At 61.2% G+C, this 23,457-nt stretch carries 21 protein-coding genes; 11 read left to right on the top strand and 10 right to left on the bottom strand.

All coding sequences use genetic code 11. The annotated features are described in order from the left end of the window. Positions 1-96: 96 nt before the first annotated feature. The gene (locus ACE3SE_RS06890; RefSeq protein ID WP_199104330.1) at positions 97-669 is read right to left on the bottom strand and encodes an RBBP9/YdeN family alpha/beta hydrolase; all 573 of its coding nucleotides are present in this window, start codon (positions 667-669) and stop codon (positions 97-99) included. A gap of 226 nt (positions 670-895) precedes the next feature. On the opposite strand from ACE3SE_RS06890, the gene ACE3SE_RS06885 reads away from it, so the two are divergent. The 3 genes from ACE3SE_RS06885 to ACE3SE_RS06875 all read left to right on the top strand — a co-directional run bounded on the left by ACE3SE_RS06885 (position 896) and on the right by ACE3SE_RS06875 (position 3,921). Beyond that, on the top strand, positions 896-1,894 hold the full coding sequence (locus ACE3SE_RS06885; protein ID WP_045845977.1) for a sulfate ABC transporter substrate-binding protein: 999 nt from the start codon (positions 896-898) through the stop codon (positions 1,892-1,894). Between the two features lie 337 nt (positions 1,895-2,231). Further along, a complete protein-coding gene (locus ACE3SE_RS06880; protein WP_374554335.1) occupies positions 2,232-3,005 on the top strand; it encodes an alpha/beta fold hydrolase in 774 nt (257 codons plus the stop codon). Further along, the gene (locus ACE3SE_RS06875; RefSeq protein WP_374554334.1) at positions 2,938-3,921 is read left to right on the top strand and encodes a dienelactone hydrolase family protein; all 984 of its coding nucleotides are present in this window, start codon (positions 2,938-2,940) and stop codon (positions 3,919-3,921) included. The genes ACE3SE_RS06880 and ACE3SE_RS06875 overlap by 68 nt, the downstream gene beginning before the upstream one ends. A 99-nt stretch (positions 3,922-4,020) precedes the next feature. On the opposite strand, the gene pyk is transcribed toward ACE3SE_RS06875, so the two are convergent. Further along, positions 4,021-5,430, bottom strand: coding sequence for a pyruvate kinase (gene pyk, locus ACE3SE_RS06870; protein WP_374554333.1), 1,410 nt, complete (start codon positions 5,428-5,430; stop codon positions 4,021-4,023). Between the two features lie 602 nt (positions 5,431-6,032). Here pyk and glpK point away from each other — a divergent pair. The 5 genes from glpK to yddG all read left to right on the top strand — a co-directional run bounded on the left by glpK (position 6,033) and on the right by yddG (position 12,116). Further along, positions 6,033-7,529 carry a glycerol kinase GlpK gene (glpK, locus tag ACE3SE_RS06865; RefSeq protein WP_374554332.1) on the top strand — a complete coding sequence of 499 codons (1,497 nt, stop codon included), beginning with the start codon at positions 6,033-6,035 and terminating at the stop codon, positions 7,527-7,529. A 241-nt stretch (positions 7,530-7,770) separates the two neighbouring features. Next, complete coding sequence (locus tag ACE3SE_RS06860) at positions 7,771-8,475, top strand: MIP/aquaporin family protein (protein WP_045845980.1); 705 nt, start codon at positions 7,771-7,773, stop codon at positions 8,473-8,475. Positions 8,476-8,767: 292 nt separating this feature from the next. After that, positions 8,768-10,303: a glycerol-3-phosphate dehydrogenase gene (gene glpD / locus ACE3SE_RS06855; RefSeq protein WP_374554331.1), complete on the top strand. Its 1,536-nt coding sequence runs from the start codon at positions 8,768-8,770 to the stop codon at positions 10,301-10,303. Positions 10,304-10,443: 140 nt separating this feature from the next. Next, positions 10,444-11,178 (top strand): helix-turn-helix transcriptional regulator, encoded by a 735-nt coding sequence (locus ACE3SE_RS06850; protein WP_131356919.1) that lies wholly within the window; start codon positions 10,444-10,446, stop codon positions 11,176-11,178. A 74-nt stretch (positions 11,179-11,252) separates the two neighbouring features. Beyond that, a complete protein-coding gene (gene yddG, locus ACE3SE_RS06845; protein ID WP_374554330.1) occupies positions 11,253-12,116 on the top strand; it encodes an aromatic amino acid exporter YddG in 864 nt (287 codons plus the stop codon). 6 nt (positions 12,117-12,122) lie between these two features. On the opposite strand, the gene ACE3SE_RS06840 is transcribed toward yddG, so the two are convergent. From ACE3SE_RS06840 to ACE3SE_RS06820, 5 genes are all read right to left on the bottom strand, one after another. Next, positions 12,123-12,671: a peroxiredoxin gene (locus tag ACE3SE_RS06840; RefSeq protein ID WP_045845983.1), complete on the bottom strand. Its 549-nt coding sequence runs from the start codon at positions 12,669-12,671 to the stop codon at positions 12,123-12,125. A 148-nt stretch (positions 12,672-12,819) separates the two neighbouring features. Continuing rightward, complete coding sequence (locus ACE3SE_RS06835) at positions 12,820-13,584, bottom strand: DeoR/GlpR family DNA-binding transcription regulator (RefSeq protein ID WP_445290648.1); 765 nt, start codon at positions 13,582-13,584, stop codon at positions 12,820-12,822. A gap of 98 nt (positions 13,585-13,682) precedes the next feature. Then, a complete protein-coding gene (locus ACE3SE_RS06830) occupies positions 13,683-14,282 on the bottom strand; it encodes an MOSC domain-containing protein (RefSeq protein WP_374554329.1) in 600 nt (199 codons plus the stop codon). 7 nt (positions 14,283-14,289) lie between these two features. Beyond that, the gene (locus ACE3SE_RS06825) at positions 14,290-15,390 is read right to left on the bottom strand and encodes an NAD(P)/FAD-dependent oxidoreductase (protein ID WP_374554328.1); all 1,101 of its coding nucleotides are present in this window, start codon (positions 15,388-15,390) and stop codon (positions 14,290-14,292) included. Beyond that, a complete protein-coding gene (locus ACE3SE_RS06820; RefSeq protein ID WP_045845987.1) occupies positions 15,390-16,826 on the bottom strand; it encodes an aminotransferase-like domain-containing protein in 1,437 nt (478 codons plus the stop codon). The genes ACE3SE_RS06825 and ACE3SE_RS06820 overlap by 1 nt, the downstream gene beginning before the upstream one ends. A 114-nt stretch (positions 16,827-16,940) precedes the next feature. On the opposite strand from ACE3SE_RS06820, the gene ACE3SE_RS06815 reads away from it, so the two are divergent. Next, on the top strand, positions 16,941-18,203 hold the full coding sequence (locus ACE3SE_RS06815; RefSeq protein ID WP_374554327.1) for a benzoate/H(+) symporter BenE family transporter: 1,263 nt from the start codon (positions 16,941-16,943) through the stop codon (positions 18,201-18,203). 51 nt (positions 18,204-18,254) lie between these two features. Here ACE3SE_RS06815 and ACE3SE_RS06810 read toward each other — a convergent pair whose 3' ends face one another. The 3 genes from ACE3SE_RS06810 to ACE3SE_RS06800 form a co-directional block, all read right to left on the bottom strand. After that, positions 18,255-19,280, bottom strand: coding sequence for a fimbrial protein (locus tag ACE3SE_RS06810; RefSeq protein ID WP_374554326.1), 1,026 nt, complete (start codon positions 19,278-19,280; stop codon positions 18,255-18,257). 110 nt (positions 19,281-19,390) lie between these two features. Beyond that, positions 19,391-20,005 carry a hypothetical protein gene (locus ACE3SE_RS06805; protein ID WP_374554325.1) on the bottom strand — a complete coding sequence of 205 codons (615 nt, stop codon included), beginning with the start codon at positions 20,003-20,005 and terminating at the stop codon, positions 19,391-19,393. Positions 20,006-20,207: 202 nt separating this feature from the next. Continuing rightward, the gene (locus tag ACE3SE_RS06800; RefSeq protein WP_045845990.1) at positions 20,208-20,657 is read right to left on the bottom strand and encodes a DUF441 domain-containing protein; all 450 of its coding nucleotides are present in this window, start codon (positions 20,655-20,657) and stop codon (positions 20,208-20,210) included. 373 nt (positions 20,658-21,030) lie between these two features. Here ACE3SE_RS06800 and ACE3SE_RS06795 point away from each other — a divergent pair, with 373 nt between their 5' ends. Continuing rightward, positions 21,031-22,419 carry an aminopeptidase P family protein gene (locus ACE3SE_RS06795; RefSeq protein ID WP_374554324.1) on the top strand — a complete coding sequence of 463 codons (1,389 nt, stop codon included), beginning with the start codon at positions 21,031-21,033 and terminating at the stop codon, positions 22,417-22,419. A gap of 415 nt (positions 22,420-22,834) precedes the next feature. Further along, positions 22,835-23,437, top strand: a complete 603-nt coding sequence (locus tag ACE3SE_RS06790; protein WP_045845992.1) for a CBS domain-containing protein — start codon at positions 22,835-22,837, stop codon at positions 23,435-23,437. Positions 23,438-23,457: the final 20 nt, after the last annotated feature.

Genomic DNA, 23,457 nt, shown 5'->3' with positions numbered 1-23,457 from the left:
GCATCTGGGACACAAGGCTGGCAGTGTGACACCGCCAGAGAGTGTGGTCAAAGCTGCTTTGAGGATGTTCGGTCAATGACAGTTCCCGGTCCGGCCTCAGGCCGCCAGGCTGCCCTGGGCGCGGGCACGCTCCAGCAAGGGCGGCAGCAGGGCCAGTCCTTCCTCCCATTGCTGATGGCCGGAGGCCACATTGATATGCCCGGCTTGCCGCAGCCAGGTGAGCGGGCTTTGCCAGTAACCTGCCATGCGTGCGGCGCGGGCAGACTTGCAGAACGGGTCGTTGTCGCTGGCCACCACGCGGCTGACAAAGGGCAGTGGCTGGCGCGGCAACGGGGCAAACGGCATCAGTTCGCGCGGCACGAAGGGTCTTTCCACATCGGCCGGGGCCACCAGCAATGCACCGGCAATCCGTCCCGGCTGCAAGCGGGCATAGTGCGCCACGGTAATGCAGCCCAGGCTGTGGGCAATCACGATGGCCGGGCGGCGTGCCTGCGACAGGGCGTGGTCCAGTCCGGTCAGCCAGCTGTCCAGGTCCGGCTGTTCCCAGTTGTCGTTTTGCACGCGGATGGCGTTGAGGCGCTGTTCCCAGTGGCTTTGCCAGTGATCGGCCGCGCTGCCCCTCCAGCCTGGCTGGATGATGAAATCGAAGTCGTCGGCAATGGTGGTCATGACAGGTTCCCGGAAACAGATGCAGCAACTATAAGTCAGAATCTATAGCCTAAAAAGTGATAAATAATTGTTTTTATATTTCATTTGGTAATTTGATGAGGCCGGGGTTTTATTGCCACATAGACTTATTTCGAATAATAGAATGAAAAACAATCATTTCTAGTGCTAAACAAATCCTGATTACATTGTGCCCATCAAACGACACCCATCGCCTCAGGAGCCACTCATGACTATCCGCACCAATCTGAAAGCGCTGGCAGCCGTGCTGCTGCTGGCTGTGACACCGCTGAAGGCAGCCGAACTGCTGAATGTGTCCTACGACCCCACCCGCGAGCTGTATCAGGATGTGAACAAGGCCTTTGCCGAGCAATGGAAGAAAAAGACCGGCGAAGAGCTCACCATCAAGCAGTCACATGGCGGTTCGGGCAAGCAGTCGCTGTCCATCCAGCATGGTCTGGCTGCCGACGTGGCCACCCTGGCCCTGGCTTACGATATTGATGTGCTGGCCGATGAAGGCTTGCTGCCGAAAAACTGGCAAACCCGTCTGCCGGACAACAGCTCGCCCTACACCTCCACCATCGTGTTCCTGGTGAAGAAGGGCAACCCGAAGAACATCAAGGACTGGAATGACCTGGTGCGCAATGACGTGCAGGTGATCACGCCGAACCCGAAAACCTCCGGTGGCGCACGCTGGAACTACCTGGCGGCCTGGGGTTATGCGCTGAAGAAAAACGGTGGCAACGAAGCCAAGGCCCGTGCCTATGTGGCCGAGCTGTACAAGCACGTACCGGTACTGGATTCCGGCGCACGTGGTGCCACGCTGACCTTCACCCAGCGCGGTCTGGGCGATGTATTGCTGGCCTGGGAAAACGAAGCCGTGCTGGCGGTAAAGGAAATGGGCCCGGACAAGTTTGACATTGTCACCCCGTCCATCTCCATTCTGGCCGAGCCGCCGGTGGCGGTGGTGGACAAGGTGGTGGACAAGAAAGGTACGCGCAAGCAGGCCGAGGCCTATCTGAAGTTCCTGTACACCCCGGAAGGCCAGACCATTGCAGCAGAAAACTACTACCGCCCGCGTGACCCCAAGATTGCGGCCAAATACGCCAGCCAGTTCCCCAAGGTGAAGTTGTTCACCCTCAAGGACGTGTTTGGCGACTGGCGCAGCGCGCAGAAAAAACACTTTGCCGATGGCGGCGTGTTTGACCAGATCTACAGCAAGAACTGATTTTCTCCAGCAAGGATGAACCATGACAGGCCGCACGATGCGGCCTGTCTGATTTTGATTGCCTCACTCGCTTTCTGAAAGAAAAGCGAGACACCCTTACAGGGTAAGGGCGGGGGGATAGGGAATAGATGGAAAGGCTGCGGAATCAGTCACTTCATCGAAAGGCCCGGCTTTGCCGGGTCCAGTAGGTTCGACACGAATCACTGTGTCAGCAGTCTGACAGGCCGCACGATGCGGCCTGTTTTGCATTCCGTTTCCATTCTGTCTGCATCTGCCGCTTGTCACGTGGCTGCGGTAGACTGAGCGACGCTCAATTCATCTGTTTCCCGCCATCCGCATGCAAGTATTTCACAGCCCTCATGGGGCATTGCGTTATCACGACCTGCCCGGCAGCGGTGTGCCGCTGCTGTTTGTGCATGGCCTGGGCTGTGCCGCTTCCAGCGACTTTCCCCGCGTGGCGGCCGATCCTGCGCTGGCCGGGCGCAGGCGTCTGCTGCTGGATTTGCTGGGTGCCGGTTTTTCCGACCGGCCGGACGACTTTGCCTACAGCGTGGCCGCGCATGCTGAAACCGTGGCGGGCCTGATCGATCATCTTGGCCTGCCGCAGCTGGACATCGTTGGCCACAGCATGGGCGGGGCCGTAGCCATTACCGCCAGCAGCCTGCGCCCGGACAAGGTGGCGCGGCTGGTATTGCTGGAGCCGAATCTGGATGCCGGCGGCGGAGTGTTCAGCCGCGCACTGGCGGCCATGAGCGAGCAGGAATTCGTCAGCCGTGGCCAGCGCCGCATGGCGCGGCTGGCCAGCCGTGAAGGCAGCCCGCTATGGGCCGGGTCGCTCTCTGCCAGTCATGCGCCTGCCGTGCACCGTGCGGCGGTATCGCTGGTACAGGGTGGTGAACCCGGCTGGCGCAGCCAGTTATTGGCACTCTCCATGCCGCGCAGTGTGGTGGTGGGCGAGCGCTCCTTGCCTCAGCCGGGGCTGACCAGTCTTGCGCAAGATGGAGTGAGCGTGCATGTGCTGGCTGATGCCGGCCATGCCATGAGTGAAGACAACCCTGCCGGCCTGGCTGCCTTACTGGCAGATATTCTGGAACAAGACCATGTGGCGTGAATGTCGCTGTTACTGCCTGGCCATGCTGCTGGCCCTCAGTCTGGTGCTGCCGGTACGGGCTGCCAGTCTGCCTGCCCCGCAGGAAGTCAGCATTCCACTGCCTGGCGCAGGTCTGTTTGGCAGCACACTGGACATGCCGGCACTGCTGTACCGCCCGGCAGGGGACGGACCGTTTCCTGTACTGCTGTTTTCCCATGGCCGTGCCGGCAGCACGCAGGAGCGCCATCAACTGAAATACCCCATGGGCCGCAGCCAGATTGCCTACTGGCTGGCCAAGGGCTTCATCATCGTGGCGCCCATCCGGCCCGGTTATGGCAATACCGGAGGCGGCGACCCGGAATATCACAGCGCCCGCATGCTGGCACCGGGCCAGTGCAGTGGCCATCCGGATTATCGCCATACCGCCGAGGCAGGCGGTGCGGCAGTGCAGGCGGCCATTCGCTGGATTGCCCGGCAGCCCTGGGGCGCGGGCCAGCCCATCGTACTGGAAGGCCAGTCGGTTGGCGGCCTGCTGACGGTGGCGGTGGGGGCCAGCGCACCGCCTGGCGTGGTGGCCTATATCAACTTTGCCGGTGGTGCCGGTGGCAACCCGGAAAAATCGCCCGGACAAAGCTGCGAGCCACAAGCCCTGACGGCCTTGTATGCCGACTTTGGCCGCCACACCGTATTACCCAATCTGTGGCTGTATGCCGAAAACGACCAGTACTGGGGAGCGGATGAACCCGTCGCCTGGCATCAGGCCTTCGCTGCTGGTGGCAGCCCCACTCGCTTTGTCCATGCGCCTGCGGTGGCAGATGGCGATGGCCATGGCCTGAGCCGTCACCCGGCCGCACTGTGGGCGGCACCGCTGGATGACTTCTTGCAAAGCCTGCCGGTGCTGGCCGGGCGCATGAATCGCGTCGCTGCAACACCCTGATGTCCGGGTGCTGCCAACTTCGGCAGCAATAAATGAAAAGCCGCCAGTGGATGATGCACAGGCGGCTTTTTTCATGCGGCAGATGGCCACGATGGATGATCAGGGATAGACGATGCGCAACAGGTTGGTGGCTCCCGGCGTACCGAATGGCACTCCGGCGATGATCACCATCGGCTTGCCTTGTTCGGCTAGCCCCAGCTTGGTGGCGCAGAAGGTGGTTTTCACCACCATGTCTTCCAGGTTTTCCGCATCCGGCCCGTTATAGGCCACCACGCCCCATACCAGGGTCAGGCGGCGGGCGGTGCTTAGTCGTGGCGAGATGCCCATGATGGGCGTATGCGGCCGTTCGCGCGCCAGCCGCAGGCAGGTGGAACCGGAGGTAGTAAAGGCGGCGGATACGGTGACCGGCAGGATGGCGGCCACCTTGCGCACGCAGGCGGCAATGGCGTCGGCCTGTTCCGGCGCGTCGGCGGCGCTGTAGTCCAGTGCCATCACGCGGCGGTAGTCCGGTGCGCTTTCCACGCGGCGGATCACCCTGTCCATGATCTGTACTGCTTCCACCGGGAAGGACCCGGCGGCGGTTTCCGCCGACAGCATCACCGCGTCGGCACCTTCATACACGGCGGTGGCCACGTCGTTGGCTTCGGCACGGGTGGGGGTGGGGGCGGTAATCATGGATTCCAGCATCTGGGTAGCCACAATCACCGGACGGCCCAGGTGACGGCACTGATGCACGATACGGCGCTGTACCACCGGCACGTCTTCCGGCGGCAGCTCCACGCCCAGGTCGCCACGTGCCACCATCACCGCGTCGGCCAGCTCGGCAATCTCGTCCAGCTGGTCCACGGCCGACGGTTTTTCAATCTTCACCACAATGCCCACGCTGCTGCCTATCATCTGGCGCAGTTCGCGTACGTCTTCAGCTGTTTGCACAAAGGACAGCGCAATCCAGTCTGCCCCTTCCTGCAGGGCGAATTCGGCGTCCTTGCGGTCTTTCGGGGTAATGGCCGACAGCGGCAGGATGGTTTGCGGCAGGTTGAAACCCTTGCGGTCGGACAGCTCGCCGCCTACCACCACGGTGGTTTCAATCACCCGGTCCTGTACACGTTCCACGTGAAACGACAGCTTGCCGTCGTTCACCAGAATGTGATGGCCGTGTTCCAGCGCGGCAAAGGCTTCCGGGTGCGGCAGGGTGACCTGGCTGGCATCGCCGTCCACCTGGTCCAGCACAAAGCGGTAGGGCTGGCCCACGCGCACGGTGGCAGGCCCTTGCGGGAAGGTGCCAATGCGCAGCTTGGGGCCTTGCAAGTCAACCAGCACGCCAATGGGGCGACCAAGCTCGGTTTCGGCGGCGCGGATGGCAGCCAGCCGGGCACGGTGATCGTCGTGGCTGCCATGACTCATGTTCAAACGGAATACGTTCACCCCGGCGCGGGCCAGCGCCAGGATTTGCTGCGGGGTGCTGGATGCCGGGCCCAGCGTGGCGAGAATCTTGGTATTGCGGAGCATGTACTTGTCCTTGTCGATGCCGGCCTGCGTGGCCGTGGCGCGGTGTTGTCCGGGGACCTGATCTGCTGGCGGATTGCCAACGGCTGTCTCTTGGTTTTTGCCATGCTGCCACAACTGGCATGTAGTGGCTTTGCTACCTTGCAGGCACTTGGGCGGGGTGTTGCCACCTTGTCAGTCGGGAAATATTCCGGGTGCGTGATATGTGCGTTTTGCTTGCGTTGTCTGACGCTGGTGTTGTTATTTTGCCTCGTCCGGCAAATGGCGATGTTTGCTGCAAAGCAAGAAAATGCCAAATCCTTGTAGTGAAAGGCTTACAGACCATTTGCATTTCGGCTATCTTGCGCTGCAAAAACGGCATTGCCACGCCGGTACGTGGTCGGAATCAGGCTGGTGGCGAAAGTTTCATGCGTATTGATTGACAGCTGAAGCGTGTTAACTAGAATGAGCCGAAAATAAAACGAACAATATAAATACAAAAAACAACATAACAAAGATTGCCCGCCCACCCCGCCTTGCGCAGGGCCTGTGGCGTTGCCGTCAAAACCAGTCAGCAAAAACGCTCGGCCAGCAACGGCCTTTGGATTGCCAAGGAGACACCTCACATGAAGAACCAGTTCATTCTGGCGCTGGATCAGGGCACGACCAGTTCGCGTGCCATTCTGTTCAACCAGGCTGGCGACATCGTATCGCTGGCGCAAAAGGAATTCCGCCAGATTTACCCCCAGCCGGGCTGGGTGGAACACGACCCGCAGGAAATCTGGGGCGGGCAGGCCGGTGTGGCTGCCGAAGCCGTGGCCAAGGCCGGTATCGATGGCCGCAGCATTGCCGCCATCGGCATTACCAACCAGCGTGAAACCACCATTGTGTGGGACCGCGAAACCGGCCTGCCGGTGTATAACGCCATCGTCTGGCAAGACCGCCGCACTGCCGCCTTCTGCGACCAGCTGAAGGAACGCGGCCTGGCCGACATCATCCGCAGCAAGACCGGCCTGCTGGTGGATGCCTATTTCTCCGGCAGCAAGATCAAGTGGATTCTGGACAATGTGCCGGGCGCGCGTGCCCGTGCCGAGGCCGGCAAGCTGGCCTTCGGCACCGTGGACAGCTGGCTGATCTGGAACTTCACCCACGGCAAGGTACACGTTACCGACGTGTCCAATGCCTCGCGCACCATGCTGTACAACATCCACACGCTGGAGTGGGATGCCGAACTGTTGGACATCCTGAGCATTCCGGCCAGCATGCTGCCGGCAGTGAAAAGCTCCAGCGAAGTGTACGGTCACACCCATGCCGCCCATCTGGGGGTGGAAATCCCGATTGCCGGCGTGGCAGGCGACCAGCAGGCCGCCTTGTTCGGCCAGCAATGCACCCGTCCGGGCATGGTGAAAAACACCTACGGCACCGGCTGCTTCATGATGATGAATACCGGTGAACAGCCGATTGAATCCACCAACAAGCTCTTGACCACCATTGCCTGGCAAGTGGATGGCAAGGTGCATTACGCGCTGGAAGGTTCCATTTTCATTGGTGGCGCGGTGGTGAAATGGCTGCGCGACGGCCTGGGCATCATCCGCCACTCGGCCGATGTCGGCCCGCTGGCGCAGGAAGTGGCCGATAGCGATGGCGTCTACCTGGTTCCGGCTTTTGCCGGCCTGGGTGCGCCGCACTGGAACCAGGATGCGCGCGGCACCATCGTCGGCGCCACGCTGGGAACCAAGGCTGCGCACATTGCCCGCGCCGCACTGGACAGCATTGCCTACCAGACCATGGACGTGCTCAAGGCGATGGAAGCCGATACCGGCATGGCCATTGCCGAATTGCGCGTGGATGGCGGAGCCACCGTCAACGAACTGCTGATGCAGTTCCAGTCCGACATTCTGGGCGTGGACGTGGTGCGGCCGAAGATTACTGAAACCACCGCGCTGGGCGCGGCCTATCTGGCTGGTCTGGCCGTGGGTTACTGGGCTGGGGTGGAGGACATCCAGGGTCAGTGGCAGCTGGACCGCCGCTTCCAGCAAGGCATGGCGGCTGAACAGGTCGATGCCAATGTCCGTGGCTGGGTGCGCGCCGTCAATGCCGCCAAGGCCTGGGCCGACGCCTGATGACTGTCCCTCGCACGGCGGCTGTCCGTGCTGACCGCACCCATGCCCGGGGTGTGTGCAGCTGGCCTGGTGCCGCCAGCCCGGCCGTGTGAATTTCCTGTGTGATGTATGGCAGCAGCCGGTGGCCGGACGACAGCAAGATCGTCCCGCCCGGGCCTGCTGCCAGTTACTGACGCCATGAAAGAGCAGCCATCAGCCAGAGTAGCCGGTGGTAGCGGGAGTCATGGCGCGGAGACCCTGCATGAACCCTTTGTTTGGTGAATTTATCGGAACGGCCCTGCTGGTATTGCTGGGCAATGGCGTGGTGGCCAATGTGCTGCTGAGCAATACCAAGGGCCATAACAGCGGCCTGATCGTGATTGCCTTTGGCTGGGCGATGGCGGTGTTTGTCGGTGTATTCAGCGTGGCGGCCATCAGTGGTGCACATCTGAACCCTGCGGTTACCGTTGCGCTGGCGGTGGCCGGCAAGTTTGAATGGGCCCGAGCTCCGGGTTACATCCTGGCGCAGATGCTGGGCGGCATGATGGGTGCGCTGCTGGTGTGGGTGATGTATCGCAAGCATTACGAAACCACCGACTGCGCGGATTTGAAGCTGGCCACCTTCTGCACCGGCCCGGCTATCCGCAGCCTGCCGGGCAATCTGCTGTCCGAGGTGCTGGCCACCTTCGTGCTGGTGTTTGCCATTCTCAGCATGGTGGCGCCCAAGCTGTCGCTGGGTGCGATGGATGCGCTGCCGGTGGCCTTGCTGGTACTGGGTATCGGTGTGTCGCTGGGCGGCACCACCGGCTATGCGATGAGCCCGGCGCGCGATCTGGCGCCGCGCATCATGCACGCGCTGCTGCCCATTCCGGGCAAGGGCTCCAGCGACTGGGGTTATGCCTGGGTGCCGGTAGTCGGTTCCTTGCTGGGTGGCACGCTGGCGGCGCTCACTTATACCCATCTGTAAACCTGTTGCTCCTGGTGCCCCGCTGCTGGCGGGGCCGGCAAGCCACCTGCGGGTGGCTTTTTTTTCGTCTGCGGCATGGCTGGTCCAGCGGATGGGCGATAAATGGAATGGAAAACAAAGATTGCTGTGGTCAATACGCACATTGCAACGCACAAAACGAACATAAACGAACATTATGTGTTGAATTGATCTTCGTATGACGCTACGCTAACACCATCAACACACGCAATCCGCCTTCTTGCCCTGTAGTGACAGGCGCAAGCCGGATACAGACAAGACCGAGGATGAAACTGTGAAACCCTACGACCTGATGGTGATTGGTGGCGGCATCAATGGAGCCGGCATTGCCCGCGATGCAGCAGGCCGCGGCCTGTCGGTGCTGCTGTGCGAAAAGGACGATCTGGCCGCGCATACCTCGTCGGCCAGTACCAAGCTGATTCATGGCGGCCTGCGCTATCTGGAATATTACGAGTTCGGTCTGGTGCGCAAGGCGCTGCAGGAGCGCGAAGTGCTGCTCAAGGCCGCGCCGCACATCATCTGGCCCTTGCGCTTTGTCATGCCGCACGACCAGGCCCAGCGTCCGGAATGGATGATCCGCTGCGGGCTGTTCCTGTACGACCATCTGGCCCGGCGCGAAGTACTGCCCGGCTCGGAAACCATCAGCTTTGCCAAACATCCGTCCGGCGCACCGCTGAAAGCCGCATTCAAGCGTGGCTTTGTCTATTCCGACGGCTGGGTGCAGGACGCCCGGCTGGTGGTGCTCAACGCCATGGCGGCCGCCGAGCACGGTGCGCGCATTGTCACCCGTACCGCCTGTGTGGCGGCGCGGCGCGAAGGCGAAAACTGGCTGTGCACCTTGCAACACGAAGATGGTCGTCAGGAGCAGGTGAGGGCGCGCGCCGTGGTGAATGCCGCCGGTCCCTGGGTGGAAAGCCTGCTGAAAGACACCTTGCAGCTGCCGTCACCCAAGTCCATCCGTCTGGTGAAAGGCAGTCACATCGTGGTGAAAAAGCTGTTTGATCACCCCTATGCCTATATTTTCCAGAACCCGGACAAACGCATCATTTTTGCCATCCCGTACGAAAACGACTTCACCCTGATCGGCACCACCGATGTGGAATACCACGGCGACCCCGGCAGCGTGCAGATTGATGGCGACGAAGTGGACTATCTGTGCCGCATGAGCAACCGCTACTTCAACAGCCACATTGGCCCGGACGACGTGCTGAGCACCTATTCCGGCGTGCGCCCGCTGCTGGACGACGAAGCCAGCAATGCCTCCAGCGTGACGCGTGATTATTCGCTGGAACTGGACAATAACGGTGCGCCGATGCTGTCGGTGTTTGGCGGCAAGATCACCACCTACCGCAAGCTGGCGGAAGAAGCTGTGGACCGCCTGGCACCGCTGCTGGGTAATCACCAGCCCACCTGGACGGCCGGTGTGCCGCTGCCCGGTGGCGACATGCCGAATGCCGATGCGGCGGCTTTCCTGGCGGCCAGCCAGCAGCGCTATCCATGGCTGCCTGCTGCTCTGGTGCAGCGCTATGTGAAAAGCTACGGCACGCGGCTGCATACGCTGATCGGCAGTGCCCGCAGCCTGGCCGACCTGGGCGAAGAAGTGCTGCCCGGCGTGTATGAGGCCGAATTGAGTTATCTGGTGGATCAGGAATGGGCGACCAGTGCCGAGGACATCCTGTGGCGACGCAGCAAGCTGCGTCTGCACCTGCCAGCCAATGCCAGTGTCGTGCTGACTGACTGGCTGGCCCGTTATCGCCAGTGCGCGGTGCAGCCGGACAGTACCGCAGTGCACAGCGCCCAGCCGGGCTAAGCGTCACGATTTGTTGTGGTCGTATCTTGTTGTATCAGGGCTTGCGCCCATCTCCTCCCGTAGGCCCCACCCACCCCGGTGGGGCATTTTTTTTGTACGAGCATGCACCCAGCCCCAGCTCGCCCCGCTACCATAGCCGGATGTCCCGCCATGACGACCTGTTGCTGGAGCTGCGCAGTTACCAGCAGGAAAGCCACCAGCATCAGCATGATTACCATCAGCTGGTGCTGCCGGCGCATGGCTGTCTGGAGCTGGATGTCGAAGGCCGTGGCGGCGTGGTGCAGGCCGGCCAGCTGGCGGTGATTGCCGCAGGCAACAGCCATGGCTTTGCTGCGCCCGGTGACAATGCCTTCGTGGTGGCCAATGTTCCGGCCACGCTGGCACCGCAACTGGCCAGCCTGCCTGCCTTTTTGCCGCTGGATGCCGGCATGCTGGCTTATGTGGAGTTTCTGCGCGCCGAGCTCTCCCGGCCTCATACGGGAGAAAACGGCAGGCGGCAGATGCTGCTCTTGCTCACCCAGTTACTGGCCGAGCGTGCCGGGGCCGACAGCAGGCTGGACCGGCGGGTGGCCGCTGCCCGCGCAGTGCTGGATGCGCGCTTTGCCGAGGACATCAGCCTGGCGCAGCTGGCGGCGGCAGCACACCTGAGCGTGCGCCAGCTGTCGGAGCTGTTCCGCCGCCAACTGGGCATGAGCCCCGGCCAGTACCAGCTGGAGCAGCGCATGCAGCATGGCTGGCTGCTGCTGGAGCAGGGCAGCTTGCCGGTGCAGCAGGTGGCCGAGCAATGCGGCTATGCCAGCCTGTCCGCCTTCAGCGACCGCTTCCGCCGCCATTTCGGCATCGCGCCCAGCCATTTCCGCCATCCGGCCAAATAAGCCCGCCAGCCCGGCAAAGTCGCCGCGCGCCATCCTGCCTACACTGCGCTTTTGCTTGTCTGAGAGTATTGCCCATGCTTACCCGCCACCAGGCTACGCTGATCGGTAGCCTGTCCATCCTGCTATGGGGCAGCCTTGCGCTGCTGACCCGGCTGACGGCCGGGGTGTTTCCGCCCTTTCAGCTATTGGCTATGACCTTTGCGCTGGCCTTTGGCCTGATGCTCGTCAAATGGCTGCGCGCCGCTCAGTCGCCTATCCGCTTTCTGCGTCAGCCGCCGCTGGCCTGGGCGCTGGGAGTGGGCGGGCTGTTCGGTTATCACTTTTGCTATTTCCTGGCCATGCGGCTGGCCCCGGCGGTGCAGGTCAGCCTGCTGGCCTATTTGTGGCCGCTGCTGATCCTGCTGTTTTCCGCCTTGCTGCCCGGCCATCGCCTGTCACGCTGGCATCTGTTGGGCGGCCTGCTGGCACTGGGTGGCTGCTGGCTGTTGTTGGGTGGCGGGCAGGGCGGTTTTGCCCGCCAGTACCTGCCTGGCTACCTGATGGCCTTGCTGTGCGCGCTGATCTGGTCGCTGTACTCGGTGGCCAGCCGTCTGGTGGCACAGGTGCCGACCGATGCGGTGGGCTGGTTCTGTGCCGCAACTGCCGTGCTGGCGGCGCTGTGTCATCTGTATGGGGAGAGTACGGTGTGGACTGCACCGTGGACGGCCTGGCTGGGCGTGCTGGCGCTGGGGCTGGGGCCGGTGGGCATTGCCTTCTTCACCTGGGATATCGGCATGAAGCAGGGCAATCTGCCGCTGCTTGGCGTGCTGTCCTACGCCGCACCGCTGATCTCCACGCTGTTGCTGCTGGGCGCAGGCCTGGCCACACCCAGCTGGAGCCTGTTGCTGTCTTGCCTTGCCATCATCGGTGGAGCGGCGCTGGCGGCGCGGGCTGGCTGAGGCTGCTCAGTGCCCCGCCGCCTTCCACGCTTCCAGCGCCTTCAGCGTGTTGCTGACATGCTGGTCTGGGGCCATGGCGTTATAGCTGTACCAGACTTTATGGTCCGGCGTGATGACGTAGGAGACGCGGCTGGCGTAGCTGGTGCCGGGAATCATCACTGCGTCGTAGGCTTTCATGATCTTGCGATCCTTGTCCGCCGCCACCGGGAATTTGCTGCGGCATTCGGACACGGAAAAGCGTTGCAGCTTTTCGATGTCGTCGCCGGACACGCCGATCACCGTGGCGCCCAGCGCCTTGAACTTGTCGGTGGCTTCGGCAAACAGGTGGGCTTCCACCGTGCAGCCGCTGGTAAAGGCCGCCGGGTAGAAGTACAGCACCACCGGGCCGTGGCTCAGCGCCTCGTTCAGCGAGTAATGAAAGCGTTTGCCGCCCAGCGAGGCTTCGGTGCTGAAGTCGCTGGCCGGGGCACCTTTGCTCAGTTCGGCCTGGGCCGTGGTGGCCAGCAGCAGGGCGGACAGGCCGATGGACAGGGTGTGGCGGGTGAATGCAGACATGGGGGGCTCCTCGACATTCGGGCTGGAACAGTTTTTGGCAGCTTGATGTGGCAGAGGTTCGCACAGCGCGGCTGGCAAAACCTCGCAGAAAATCCGGGTCAGGGCCTGCCGACGCAGACAGTACAGCAAGGCGGCTTTTTAGCGGGTCTCAGTCGGCGACAAACAGCTGGGTGCCCGCTTCGGTAATCACCGCCTGCATTTCCGGCGGCACCGGCTTGTCGGTAAACAGCGCATGCACCTGCGACAGATGGCCCAGTTCCACCAGTGCCGGGCGGCCGAACTTGGAATGATCCGCCGCCAGCAGCACCTGGCGCGATTGCTGGATGATGGCTTCCGAAGTGCGTACTTCACGATAGTCGTAATCGCGCAGCACGCCATCGTTTTCGATGCTGGAAATGCCGATGATGCCGTAGTCCACCTTGAACTGGCGGATCAGCTGCACCGTGGCTTCGCCGGTGATGCCGCGGTCGCGCTTGCGCAGCACGCCGCCCAGCACGATGACTTCGCAATCCGGGTAGTCGCACATCATGTCGGCCACGTGCAGGTTGTTGGTGATCACCCTGAGGCCGCGATGGCGATGCAGCGCCTTGGCCACCTCTTCGGTGGTGGTGCCGATATTGATGAACAAGGAAGCATTGTCGGGAATCTGCTTGGCCAGCAGCGCGGCCAGGCGGCGTTTTTCCTCGATGCACAGCACCTGACGGGCGTTGTAGGCCACGTTTTCCACACTGGACAGCACGCTGGCACCACCGTGATAGCGCTGCAGCAGCTGGTGTTCCGCCATCAGCGCAATGTCGCGGCGTATGGTCTGGTGGGTGACGCCAAAATGGGCGGCCAGCTTTTCCACGGTGACATAGCTTTCGCGATGGACGATGCCCAGCAGTTCCTGCTGGCGCTGATTGAGAATGATCATGGTGGCGGGTCGTTTGTCAGTATGCTGCGGTGTTGGAGGCTGTCTGATTCTACATGAGCGGCGCATTTCGCCAAATGCTGTCGGCTTGTGCGGTGGCTTCAATCCAGCCGGCGCAAGCGGCGACGGAAGGCTTCGGCCATGCTCAGCTCTCGCGGGCCGGGCTGGATGCGGAAGCTTTCCCCGGCGCGCAGCGTGCCGGTTTGCAGTACCGCCAGATAAAAGCCGCAATGCCCGCTTTGCGCCATCAGCTTCACCGCCAGGCGCATGTCCATGTGCGCCTGGAACTTGAAGCAGGGCTGGCGTGGTTCGGTAATCTGCAACCGGCAATCGGCAAATTCCAGCACATCGCCCACGTAGGCATCCTGTTCCAGCAGTCCGCTGATGGTGAGGTTTTCTCCCAGCATGCCGTGGTGCAATGTGCTGCCGGCATGGCGCGAACCATGCTGCTGGCAGGCTTGCTGCCAGAACGGGTAGTGCTCCAGCGGGTAGGCGTAGATGGCCTTGGCCAGCCCACCGTGTACGGTGGGGTCGGCCTGCTCGTCGCCCGTCAGCCCCAGCTTGCCCACCGCAATGGACTCGGGCCGTTGCAGGGTGCTGACCGGCAGCTTGTTGATGCCACTCATGATGCGGCGGCCTTCGATCAGCATGGGGCTGACCGCTACCAGATTGATGGAGTGCAGGGTGGGGCGGTCTGTCATCTCTGCCTCATGTGGTGTGATTGGCCATGGCACCCACCAGCGCCGCTAGCGCCAGGCAACTGGTCAGGCCGGGGGATTCGATGCCGTACAGATTGATCAGCCCGGCCACGCCATGCTGTGCCGGGCCCTGGATGACGAAGTCGGCATCCGGCTCGCCCGGCCCTGCCAGTTTGGGGCGCACCCCGGCATAGCCCGGCTGCAATGCACCGTCCGGCAACTGCGGCCACCAGCGGCGGATGCTGTGATAGAAGGCAGCGGCGCGCGCCGGGTCCAGCTGGTAGTCCACGCCGTCTATCCATTCCACATCCGGGCCGAAGCGCGCCTGTCCGGCCAGATCCAGCGTCAGGTGGCAGCCCAGCCCGCCCGCTTCCGGCAGCGGGTAGATCAGCCGCGAGAACGGCGAACGCCCGCTCAGGCTGAAATACACACCACGGGCATAGTGGGCAGTCGGGATGGTTTCACGTGGAACACCGGCCATGCTGCTGGCGACAGCCGGTGCCCACGCGCCGGCTGCGTTGATGACCGATCTGGCCTTGATGGTGATGCCGGCGATTTCCAGTTCCATGCCATCTGCCACTACCCGGCCACGGCTGAGCGGGGAATGGCAGGCCAGTTGCGCGCCGTGGGCTTCGGCATCAGCCAGCAGGGCTTGCAGCAAGGCATGGCTATCGATAATGCCGGTGGAGGGAGACAGCAAGGCGGCATGTGCTTGCAGTTGCGGCTCCAGCGCACGTACCCCGGCGGCATCCAGCCATTGCAGATCCTCCACGCCATTGGCGACAGCGCGGCGGGCAATATCCTGCAAGCGCGGCATGTCGTCAGCTGTGTTGGCCAGCAGCAGCTTGCCGATACGCTGGTGCGGGATGTGCCGCTCGGCGCAATAGCGGTACAGCATGCTGCGGCCCTGCACGCACAGCCGCGCCTTCAGGCTGCCTGTGGGGTAGTACAGCCCGGCGTGAATCACCTCGCTGTTGCGGCTGCTGCAATGCTGGCCAATCTGGCCTTCTGCCTCGCAAACCAGCACCTCGCGCCCGGCCATGGCCAGTTGGCGGGCAATGGCCAAGCCCACCACGCCCGCGCCTATCACCACGCAATCCACCTGATCCATCACAGCCGTCCGGCCAGTTGTTCTGCTGCCAGCCAGCCCAGCAGGTGGATGTCCTCGGCCAGCTGGGTGGACCAGGGCTGGCCGCAGTTGATACGCAGGCAGTGGCCAAAACGCGGCTCGGCAGAAAATACCAGGCCGGGAGCAAAACTGATGGAGCGGGAGAGCGCGGCTTCCAGCAGGGCCTGGCTGTCCAGCCCTTCCGGGCCTTCCACCCACAGCAGCATGCCACCCTGTGGGCGCCGGACGCGGGTGCCGCGCGGGAAGGCGTCCAGCACGGCATCGCTCAATTGTTCCATTTGCTGTTTCAGTTGCTGGCGGATGCGCTGGCTGATGCGGGCGTAGTCGCCGCTGGCCAGCATCTCGGACAACACGCCAAGCAGGATGGCCGGGCTGACCAGGCTGCTGCTTTCGCGCAGCCGCTCCAGCGCGGCATGGTGCCGCCCGCCGGACAGCCAGCCTAGGCGGAAGGCCGGGGCAAAGCTCTTGGTGAAGGACGAGCAGTAAATCACGTCGCCGTCATGGTCCCAGGCCTTGAGCGGGGCCGGATGCTGGTTGCCGAAATACAGCTCGCCGAATACATCGTCCTCGATGATGGTGAGGCCGTGACGGCGCGCCAGTTGCAGCAGGCGCTTTTTGTTGTCGTCCGGCATCAGCGCACCGGTGGGGTTCTGGAAGTTGGTCACCGTCACCAGGCATTTCACCGGCGCACCGTGGCGCAGGGCGAATTCCAGCGCCTCCAGTGACAGCCCGGCATCCGGCGTGCAGGGAATCTCCAGCGCCTTCAGGCCCAGTGATTGCAGGGTTTGCAGCAGGCCGAAGTACACCGGGGTTTCCACCGCTACCACATCGCCCGGGCGGGTGAGGTGGCGCAGCGACAGGCTGATGGCTTCGGTAATGCCCTGGGTGAACAGGATGTGGTCGGCCGGAATATCCAGCTGCCAGCCAGAGGCCAGACGGCGTATTTGCTGGTACAGCTGTTGCTGGTCGGCAGTGGGCAGGTAAGCGCCAATCAGCTCCGGCTGACGGGCCAGCCGCATTTGCATGCGCCGTGACAATTCCTGCGCCGGATACAGGCTGTGGTGCGCCTCGGCCATGTGCAATTGCTGGCGGATGGACGAGGCCGACAGGCGGATCAGATTGCTCATGCGGCTGTCCACATCCACCAGCGCGGCGGCGGTGGGGCCGGGCGGGGTGATATGGCCGCTTTCTGCCACATGGCGCGGCAGCGCAGCAAAGAAACCGCTGCGTGGACGTGCCACCACGCGCTGCTGTTCTTCCAGATGGCGGTAAGCCGCCAGCGCGGTCAGGGTATTGACGCCGTGTTCGGCTGCCAGCTGACGTACAGCAGGCAGGCGGCTGCCTGGCGGCCATTCGCCACTGTCCAGCCGCGCTTGCAGCTGGCGGGCGATATGCAGGTAGAGCGGAGTGTCGGTCATCGCTGTTCTATATAACAGATTCAGCCCAGTCTACGCTGTTTGCCCGCCGTGTGGGAAGGCAGACCGGCCGACATTGTTTACCCTGTGTGCATTGACGCATCCTGGAGTTCATCCATGTCCACGCTTTCCCCGCGAGAGTCTCCTGCCAGCCAGACGCATGCTGATCGTGTGCCGTTCAGCTGGTCCCATTTCTCGCCTTCGGCCGGGCTTGCCGCAGTGCTGGCACTGCTGGTGGGCTATTCCGGCCCCTTTCTTATCATTGTGCATGCCGCCCAGTCTGCCGGACTGAGCGCGGCACAGCTTGGCTCCTGGGTATGGGCGGTGTCCATTGCCTCCGGCGTGGCCGGTATCTGGCTGACCTTGCGCTGGCGCGTTCCGGTCATTACCGCCTGGAGCACCCCCGGCGCGGCGCTGCTGCTGGCGGCGCTGCCCGGCGTGCCCTATGGCGAGGCAGTGGGGGCGTTCCTGGCAGCCGCCGTCATTGTCACCCTGGTGGGGGTGAGCGGTGCCTTCGACAAGCTGATGAAGATTTTCCCGGCCTCGCTGGCGGCCGCCATGCTGGGCGGCATCCTGTTCCACTTTGTTGCCGACGTGGCCGCTGCCGCCAGCCAGCAGGCGCTGCTGGTGGTGCCGATGACGGTACTGTTTTTCATTGGCCGCAAGCTGTTTCCTCGCTTTGCGCTGCTGGCCGCCATTGGCCTGGGGCTGGCCATTGCCAGCTGGCAAGGCATGTACGGCACGGCAGGCAGCTGGCAGGGCAGCAGCGGCCCCTTGTTCACCATGCCGCAGTGGTCGTGGACGGCTTTCGTCAACCTGGCCTTGCCGCTGGCACTGCTGGCACTTACCAGCCAGTTCTTGCCCGGCATGGCGGTGCTGTCTGCTTCCGGTTACCACATTCCGGCCCGCTCGCCGGTCACCGTGCTGGGGCTGGTTTCAGTCATCACCGCGCCGCTGGGCGGCCATGGCGTGACGCTGGCGGCCATCATCGCCGCCATCTGTACCGGGCCGGAGGCCCATCCGGACCCGCAACGCCGCTACATGGCCGGGCTGGTGTGCGGTGTGCTCTACATCGTGCTGGGCATTGCCGGTGGTGCACTGGCCGGCCTGGTGCTGCTGCTGCCCAAGGCGCTGGTGGTGACTGCTGCTGGCTTGGCGCTGTTCGGTACGCTGGCGTCCTCGCTCACCGCTGCGCTGATGGACGAAGGCCACCGCGAAGCCGCCTTGCTCACCTTTGTCGTGGCAGCATCGGGTGTCACCATCGCCGGGCTGGGTTCACCGCTGTGGGCGGTGCTGGCCGGTGGCAGCGTAAGCTGGCTCTTGAAAGCGCGCCCCAAAAGTACGCCGGCCAGCAAACCGGTGATGCAGGGTAAAAACTGAGTGTTGAGTCAGACAAGACAATGGCCGCCTGCATGTGCAAGCGGCCATTTTTTATTGGTAGGACAGGGTGAAGGTGGCACTGGTAGACAGTGAGCCAGCTGATACCGTACCAGTGCGGATATAGGAGACTGTAAATGGAAAGCTTTTTGCGCCACTAAAACTATTGCCCAATGTAATCTGGTTTGTATTGCCCGAAATGGAAGAATCTGCACCAAAATTGATGATGGAGTTGAGATACTTCAACTGCATGCCAACGCCTTTCGCAGAAGACCCCGTACTGGCAGTAAGAATATTACCCGTCTGAGTTTTGTTGTTGTTATCAGTAAAGGTAATTCCAACAGTTGTTTGGTTAGGGCAATTAATATTAAGTGAAAATGGAATTGTGCCACTGGTGTCGTTAATGCTGCGGAATGCAGTAGTACTCATTGTTGGTAAACTGACAGAAGCTGGATTGCTTACTGTGCAGGTTAATGCACTGTTAGTGAATGTATTTGCCTGTAAGGTGGATTCATAACCAACCCAAGATCCACCTATTCGCATAATGCCATGGACCGCTTGGTCAATATTAATGGTTCCAGTGCTGGCAAATGCTTGTGTTTTATAAAGTGCTATATAAAATTTTCCGGTGACATTGACATTACGTATGTCAGACACGGTACATGCCAGTCGATTCCGTACGTAGCCGTCTCCAGTATTGGTACCATTTACCCATGCAATGGTTGTGGGGCAAGAGGATGGCACCGTGAATACTATTCCCGCGGCATAGCCAATCCCATTTATATTTGTGCTGTATATATCCCGCCCATTAACGTTGCCAACCAGAGTGCCTCCCGTTAGCTTTAATCCCATGTCGCCCACAGGATTGCTACTGGCGTTGTCACAGTTGAATTGAATGCCTGATGTTGACGCAATATCACTACCGATTTGGCTGAAAGCGGGCATGTCCCGATTAAATGTAATATTGGGTATTGTAATGCTACTGGCGGATTTTATTGGAGTGCAGCCAGCATGACAGTAGGTTGAAAGCATTCCTGTCAAAATGAAGAAAGCCATTAATAGTAGTATGCGATTTTTCATGATAAAAGACCAATTGTGCGGTGTATTTCAACCATCTTGTGGGTGTGAGATGATTGTGTAATGTCAAAACATATAATTGAGATTGAATTAAAAGGAAATGATGATGATTTTTATATGGCACTATATATTTGTGATATGTGGTTGTAGGAACATAGAATTGTAAACGTGCTTTGGTATGGTTTTTCAGCGTATTTCATGCTAAAGCTCTTTGTGTCAGGGCATTTCTTAAGAATATGACGACTTAATTCTTTTATATAAATAAGAAATTTCCGACAAGCTTTTTGATATTTCTTTGGCTGCGGGATGAGTGCCAATTGCATGCCGAGTTGTAGCTGCTTATGCAGATGTTCTCTGCAAATAGTACCAGTGGTATGAGGTAACAATCTGCTTGCTGACCATGCAGAATGGTTTTTGTATACAATCTGAAGATTGCGCAATTTCCCACCATAAAATGTCTGGTAGTAGGGTGAATCTGCTGATGGGTGGCCAGATAAGTGCCTTCTACGGCGACTCATCAACAGTGCCGTAGCACGTGACCGTTGCCCATGCCGGACAGCCTGTTGTGGTTTGTCGGCAATGTGGATATGCGGAAGAACTTCCACGACAACATCTTTGCCTCTGCGCAGGATTCCAGCTTTGGCTATTTCTTTGGCCAGAGCCCGCCGAACATGGTGATAGTGATAGCTGTTTGCTGAGGGCGTGTCCAAAGACACGTCAGCCAGCAAGCCGGTGATGCAGGGCAAAAACTGACAACCGCTTCAAACAGAACAATGGCCGCCTGCATGTGCAAGCGGCCATTTTTTATTGGCAGGACAGGGTGAACGGGCTGCTGACGGGCAGCGAAGACCGCGCGGTCATTCAGGCTGCTGTGCCCAGCATCAGTAAATCGACCTGCAATCTGCTGCGTCTTGAGGCAGTCCGGGCGGCTCAGAGCTTCAGCAGCCCCAGTACCAGCGCAACCACGCCGCCGGCAATCAGCGGCCCCACCGCCAGCCCACGGAAAAAGCACACGCCGATCAGCGTGCCTATCATCAGTGCCGTTACCGCTTCGGGCGAAGACTTCATGAAGGGCACGCCCTGCCCGGCAATCCAGGCCACCAGTAAACCGGTCAGCACCGCGATGATGCCGGCGGGCGACTTGAACACATTGGCAATGCTGTTGCCATCCACCCGGCCGGATACCACCGGAACCAGCACGGCGGCGGTGAGGATAGCCACGCCAACATTGATGCCTTTGGATTCGATCACCGGCAACCAGCTGTCCAGCCCCAGCAGCTTGATCAGCAGCAAGACCAGCGCGGCGATGGATACCGTGAAATTGTTGCCGATCAGCGAGATGGCCAGGATGAACAGGATGGGGAGATTATCAAAATGCATGCGTATCACTTGAGAAAGAAAGGCGTGAATCCGGCCAAATGAGCACGCTGGCAAGGCCTGCCGGGGCAGCTGCCGTGCCAGAACAAAAGCCATGCAATTATACGGCGGTCAGCCCGCCAAGCTGCCGGCAATCAACAGCTAAATATTGATTGCATGCCACTGCTGCTGGCCGTGTGCCAGCTTTTGCACAGAGAGGTTGCAGCTGCCTGCACACACCATGAGAGCGGCATGGTGGCAATGCTGGTCATGTTCCGGCTTGCCGTGTACAGTGTCTGCTCTGTATACAATCCGCAGTTTGCGTGATTTTTCGCCATAAAATGCCAGCTGGCCGGTAGTTGTGCGGATGGCATGGCCAGATAAAGGAGTATGAGTGATGTTTTCTGCTGCCACCTATCAGCAGCGCCGCAGCGCGCTGCAGCAGTCCATGCCGGACAGCCTGTTGTTGTTTGTCGGCAATGTGGATTCGCCGATGAACTACCACGACAACATCTTTCCCTTTGTGCAGGATTCCAGCTTCCGCTACTTCTTTGGCCAGAACCAGCCGGGCATGGCGGCGCTGATCGACACCGCCGCAGGCACTACCACCCTGTTCGGCAATGAGCCGGCGGTGGCTGACATCGTGTGGACCGGCCCGCTGCCAACGCTGGCCGAGCGCGCCGCCTCTGCCGGTATCAGCCACAGCCAGCCTTATGCCGTGCTGGAGCAGGCGCTGGCTGCCGCCCGTGCTGCCGGGCGCGACGTGCATTATCTGGCACCTTATCGCGGTGAGACCCGGCTGGAGCTGGGCCGCCTGCTGAATGTGCATCCGGCCGAAGTGGCAGCTGGCTTCTCGCCCGCGCTCACCCGCGCCGTGGTGGCGCTGCGTGAAATCAAGAGCGCGGAAGAAGTGGCGGAAATGGAAGCTGCGCTGGCGGTGACCGGAGCCATGCATGTGGCCGCCATGCAGGCCTCGCGCCCCGGTGTGGTGGAACATCAGGTGGTGGGCATCATGGAAGGCATCATGCGCCGTCACGACTGGCAGCTGGCTTATCCGTCCATTTTCTCGCGCCGCGGCGAAGTGCTGCACAACCATGCCCACGACAATGTGCTGCAAAAGGGCGACCTGGTATTGAACGACACCGGCTGTACCTCTGGTGGCGGCTACGCCAGCGACATTACCCGCACCTTCCCGGTGGGCGGGCGGTTCAACCAGCAACAGCGCGAGCTGTACAACATCGTGCTGGACATGCAGTTGCAGGCCATTGCCGCCATCAAGCCCGGCGTGCGCTACCTGGATGTACACAAGCTGGCGGCGCGGGTGATGGTGGAAGGCATGAGTGCACTGGGCTTTTTCCACGGCCCGGTGGAGGAGATTGTCGAATCCGGAGCCTATGCCATTGCCTTCCCGCATGGCCTGGGGCATCAGATCGGCATGGACGTGCACGATATGGAAGGCCTGGGCGAGGACCTGGTGGGCTATGACGACAGCGTGCAGCGCAGTCCGCTGTTCGGCCTGGGCTATCTGCGGCTGGGCAAGGCATTGAAGGCGGGCATGGTGCTGACGGTGGAGCCGGGCATTTATTTCATTCCGGCGCTGATTGCCGCCTGGCAGGCCGAGGGCCGTCACAGCCAGTACATCAACTATGAACGCTTTGCCGACATGAGCGGTTTTGGCGGCATCCGCATTGAAGACAATGTGCTGGTGACGGAAACCGGCAGCCGTGTGCTGGGCGAGCCCATCCCCAAAACGGTGGAAGAGCTGGAAGCCATCATGCAGATGTAAGCTGTTTTGCGATCGCACCAGCAAAGAAACCGCCTTCACGGCGGTTTTTTCATGGTGGATGCCTGGCATGCACAGGCGCAGCTGTCTGGTGTAACCGCCATCTCTGGCTGCGCCAGGGGCAATGCAGTACAAGAGGCAGGTCTGGCGGGCTGGGCTGGCCACCTTGATTTTTCAGCACGGCTTGTGACTGTGTTAGCCGTTGCAGAAGCTGGCCGCTTGCGGGCAACACTTATTTGCAGCTTGGGCCATCACGATGGCCTTGCATCTGGAAAATCCTGCCTAGAATGAAATCTGGGCCGGAATAGGGGAGACAGTTCCGGTGCAAACCGTCAGCGACGTGACAGCCCGCCTGCCGCGCCACTGTGACCAGGCAACAGCCTAGCCAGACAACAACATCCATCAGCTGGAGAGTCACATGGAAACCACATTCCAAGCGCTGCCATCCATGGCCATGCCCAAACATACCGATCTGGTTCATCTGGACCAGCGCCCGCAGCGGCCCATCAATCTGAAAAGCCCGGCGCTGGAGGTGATGACCGACCTGCGCATCATCGACCCGGTGAGCATTGGCGAGGACGAAGCCCTGCGCCATGCGCACAACCTGATGATCAGCCGCGGCATTCGCCTGCTGTTTGTACAGGACGACGAAAGCAGGCTGGTGGGCCTGATCACCGCGTCGGACATTCTGGGCGAACGCCCGGTGCAGTGCATGCTGGAGCACGGCAAACGCCACGATGAAGTACTGGTGCGCGACGTGATGACTCCGCGCAGCGAGCTGGAAATGCTGTCGCTGGCCGATGTGCAGCACGCCACCGTTGGTCACATGGTGTCCACGCTGAAGCAGCAGGGCCGGCAGCATGCGCTGGTGGCCGAGCTGGACCTGAACACCGGCCATTACCAGTTGTGTGGCATGTTCTCGTCTTCGCACATGGCACGGCGACTGGGCATGCCGCTCAATTTCATGCGCGTGCCGCAGGCCTTGTCGGAAATCCAGCACGCCTTGCTGCACGAAGGCTGAACCGGTTACGGGCTGGCCTG

Origin of the sequence: Aquitalea pelogenes, assembly GCF_041914625.1 — a bacterium.
Classification (GTDB): Bacteria; Pseudomonadota; Gammaproteobacteria; order Burkholderiales; family Chromobacteriaceae; genus Aquitalea; species Aquitalea pelogenes.
This window is presented reverse-complemented; position numbering and strand designations above follow the sequence as displayed.

Bases quoted from the DNA above. Each gene is read 5' to 3' on its own strand.
- pyk (WP_374554333.1), bottom strand. From the start codon at position 5,430: ATGCTCCGCAATACCAAGATTCTCGCCACGCTGGGCCCGGCATCCAGC.
- ACE3SE_RS06810 (WP_374554326.1), bottom strand. From the start codon at position 19,280: ATGAAAAATCGCATACTACTATTAATGGCTTTCTTCATTTTGACAGGA.
- ACE3SE_RS06885 (WP_045845977.1), top strand. From the start codon at position 896: ATGACTATCCGCACCAATCTGAAAGCGCTGGCAGCCGTGCTGCTGCTG.
- ACE3SE_RS06860 (WP_045845980.1), top strand. From the start codon at position 7,771: ATGAACCCTTTGTTTGGTGAATTTATCGGAACGGCCCTGCTGGTATTG.
- ACE3SE_RS06830 (WP_374554329.1), bottom strand. From the start codon at position 14,282: ATGACAGACCGCCCCACCCTGCACTCCATCAATCTGGTAGCGGTCAGC.
- ACE3SE_RS06795 (WP_374554324.1), top strand. From the start codon at position 21,031: ATGTTTTCTGCTGCCACCTATCAGCAGCGCCGCAGCGCGCTGCAGCAG.
- ACE3SE_RS06815 (WP_374554327.1), top strand. From the start codon at position 16,941: ATGTCCACGCTTTCCCCGCGAGAGTCTCCTGCCAGCCAGACGCATGCT.
- ACE3SE_RS06880 (WP_374554335.1), top strand. From the start codon at position 2,232: ATGCAAGTATTTCACAGCCCTCATGGGGCATTGCGTTATCACGACCTG.
- ACE3SE_RS06850 (WP_131356919.1), top strand. From the start codon at position 10,444: ATGTCCCGCCATGACGACCTGTTGCTGGAGCTGCGCAGTTACCAGCAG.
- ACE3SE_RS06840 (WP_045845983.1), bottom strand. From the start codon at position 12,671: ATGTCTGCATTCACCCGCCACACCCTGTCCATCGGCCTGTCCGCCCTG.
- yddG (WP_374554330.1), top strand. From the start codon at position 11,253: ATGCTTACCCGCCACCAGGCTACGCTGATCGGTAGCCTGTCCATCCTG.
- ACE3SE_RS06800 (WP_045845990.1), bottom strand. From the start codon at position 20,657: ATGCATTTTGATAATCTCCCCATCCTGTTCATCCTGGCCATCTCGCTG.
- ACE3SE_RS06820 (WP_045845987.1), bottom strand. From the start codon at position 16,826: ATGACCGACACTCCGCTCTACCTGCATATCGCCCGCCAGCTGCAAGCG.
- glpK (WP_374554332.1), top strand. From the start codon at position 6,033: ATGAAGAACCAGTTCATTCTGGCGCTGGATCAGGGCACGACCAGTTCG.
- ACE3SE_RS06835 (WP_445290648.1), bottom strand. From the start codon at position 13,584: ATGATCATTCTCAATCAGCGCCAGCAGGAACTGCTGGGCATCGTCCAT.
- ACE3SE_RS06790 (WP_045845992.1), top strand. From the start codon at position 22,835: ATGGAAACCACATTCCAAGCGCTGCCATCCATGGCCATGCCCAAACAT.
- ACE3SE_RS06825 (WP_374554328.1), bottom strand. From the start codon at position 15,390: ATGGATCAGGTGGATTGCGTGGTGATAGGCGCGGGCGTGGTGGGCTTG.
- ACE3SE_RS06890 (WP_199104330.1), bottom strand. From the start codon at position 669: ATGACCACCATTGCCGACGACTTCGATTTCATCATCCAGCCAGGCTGG.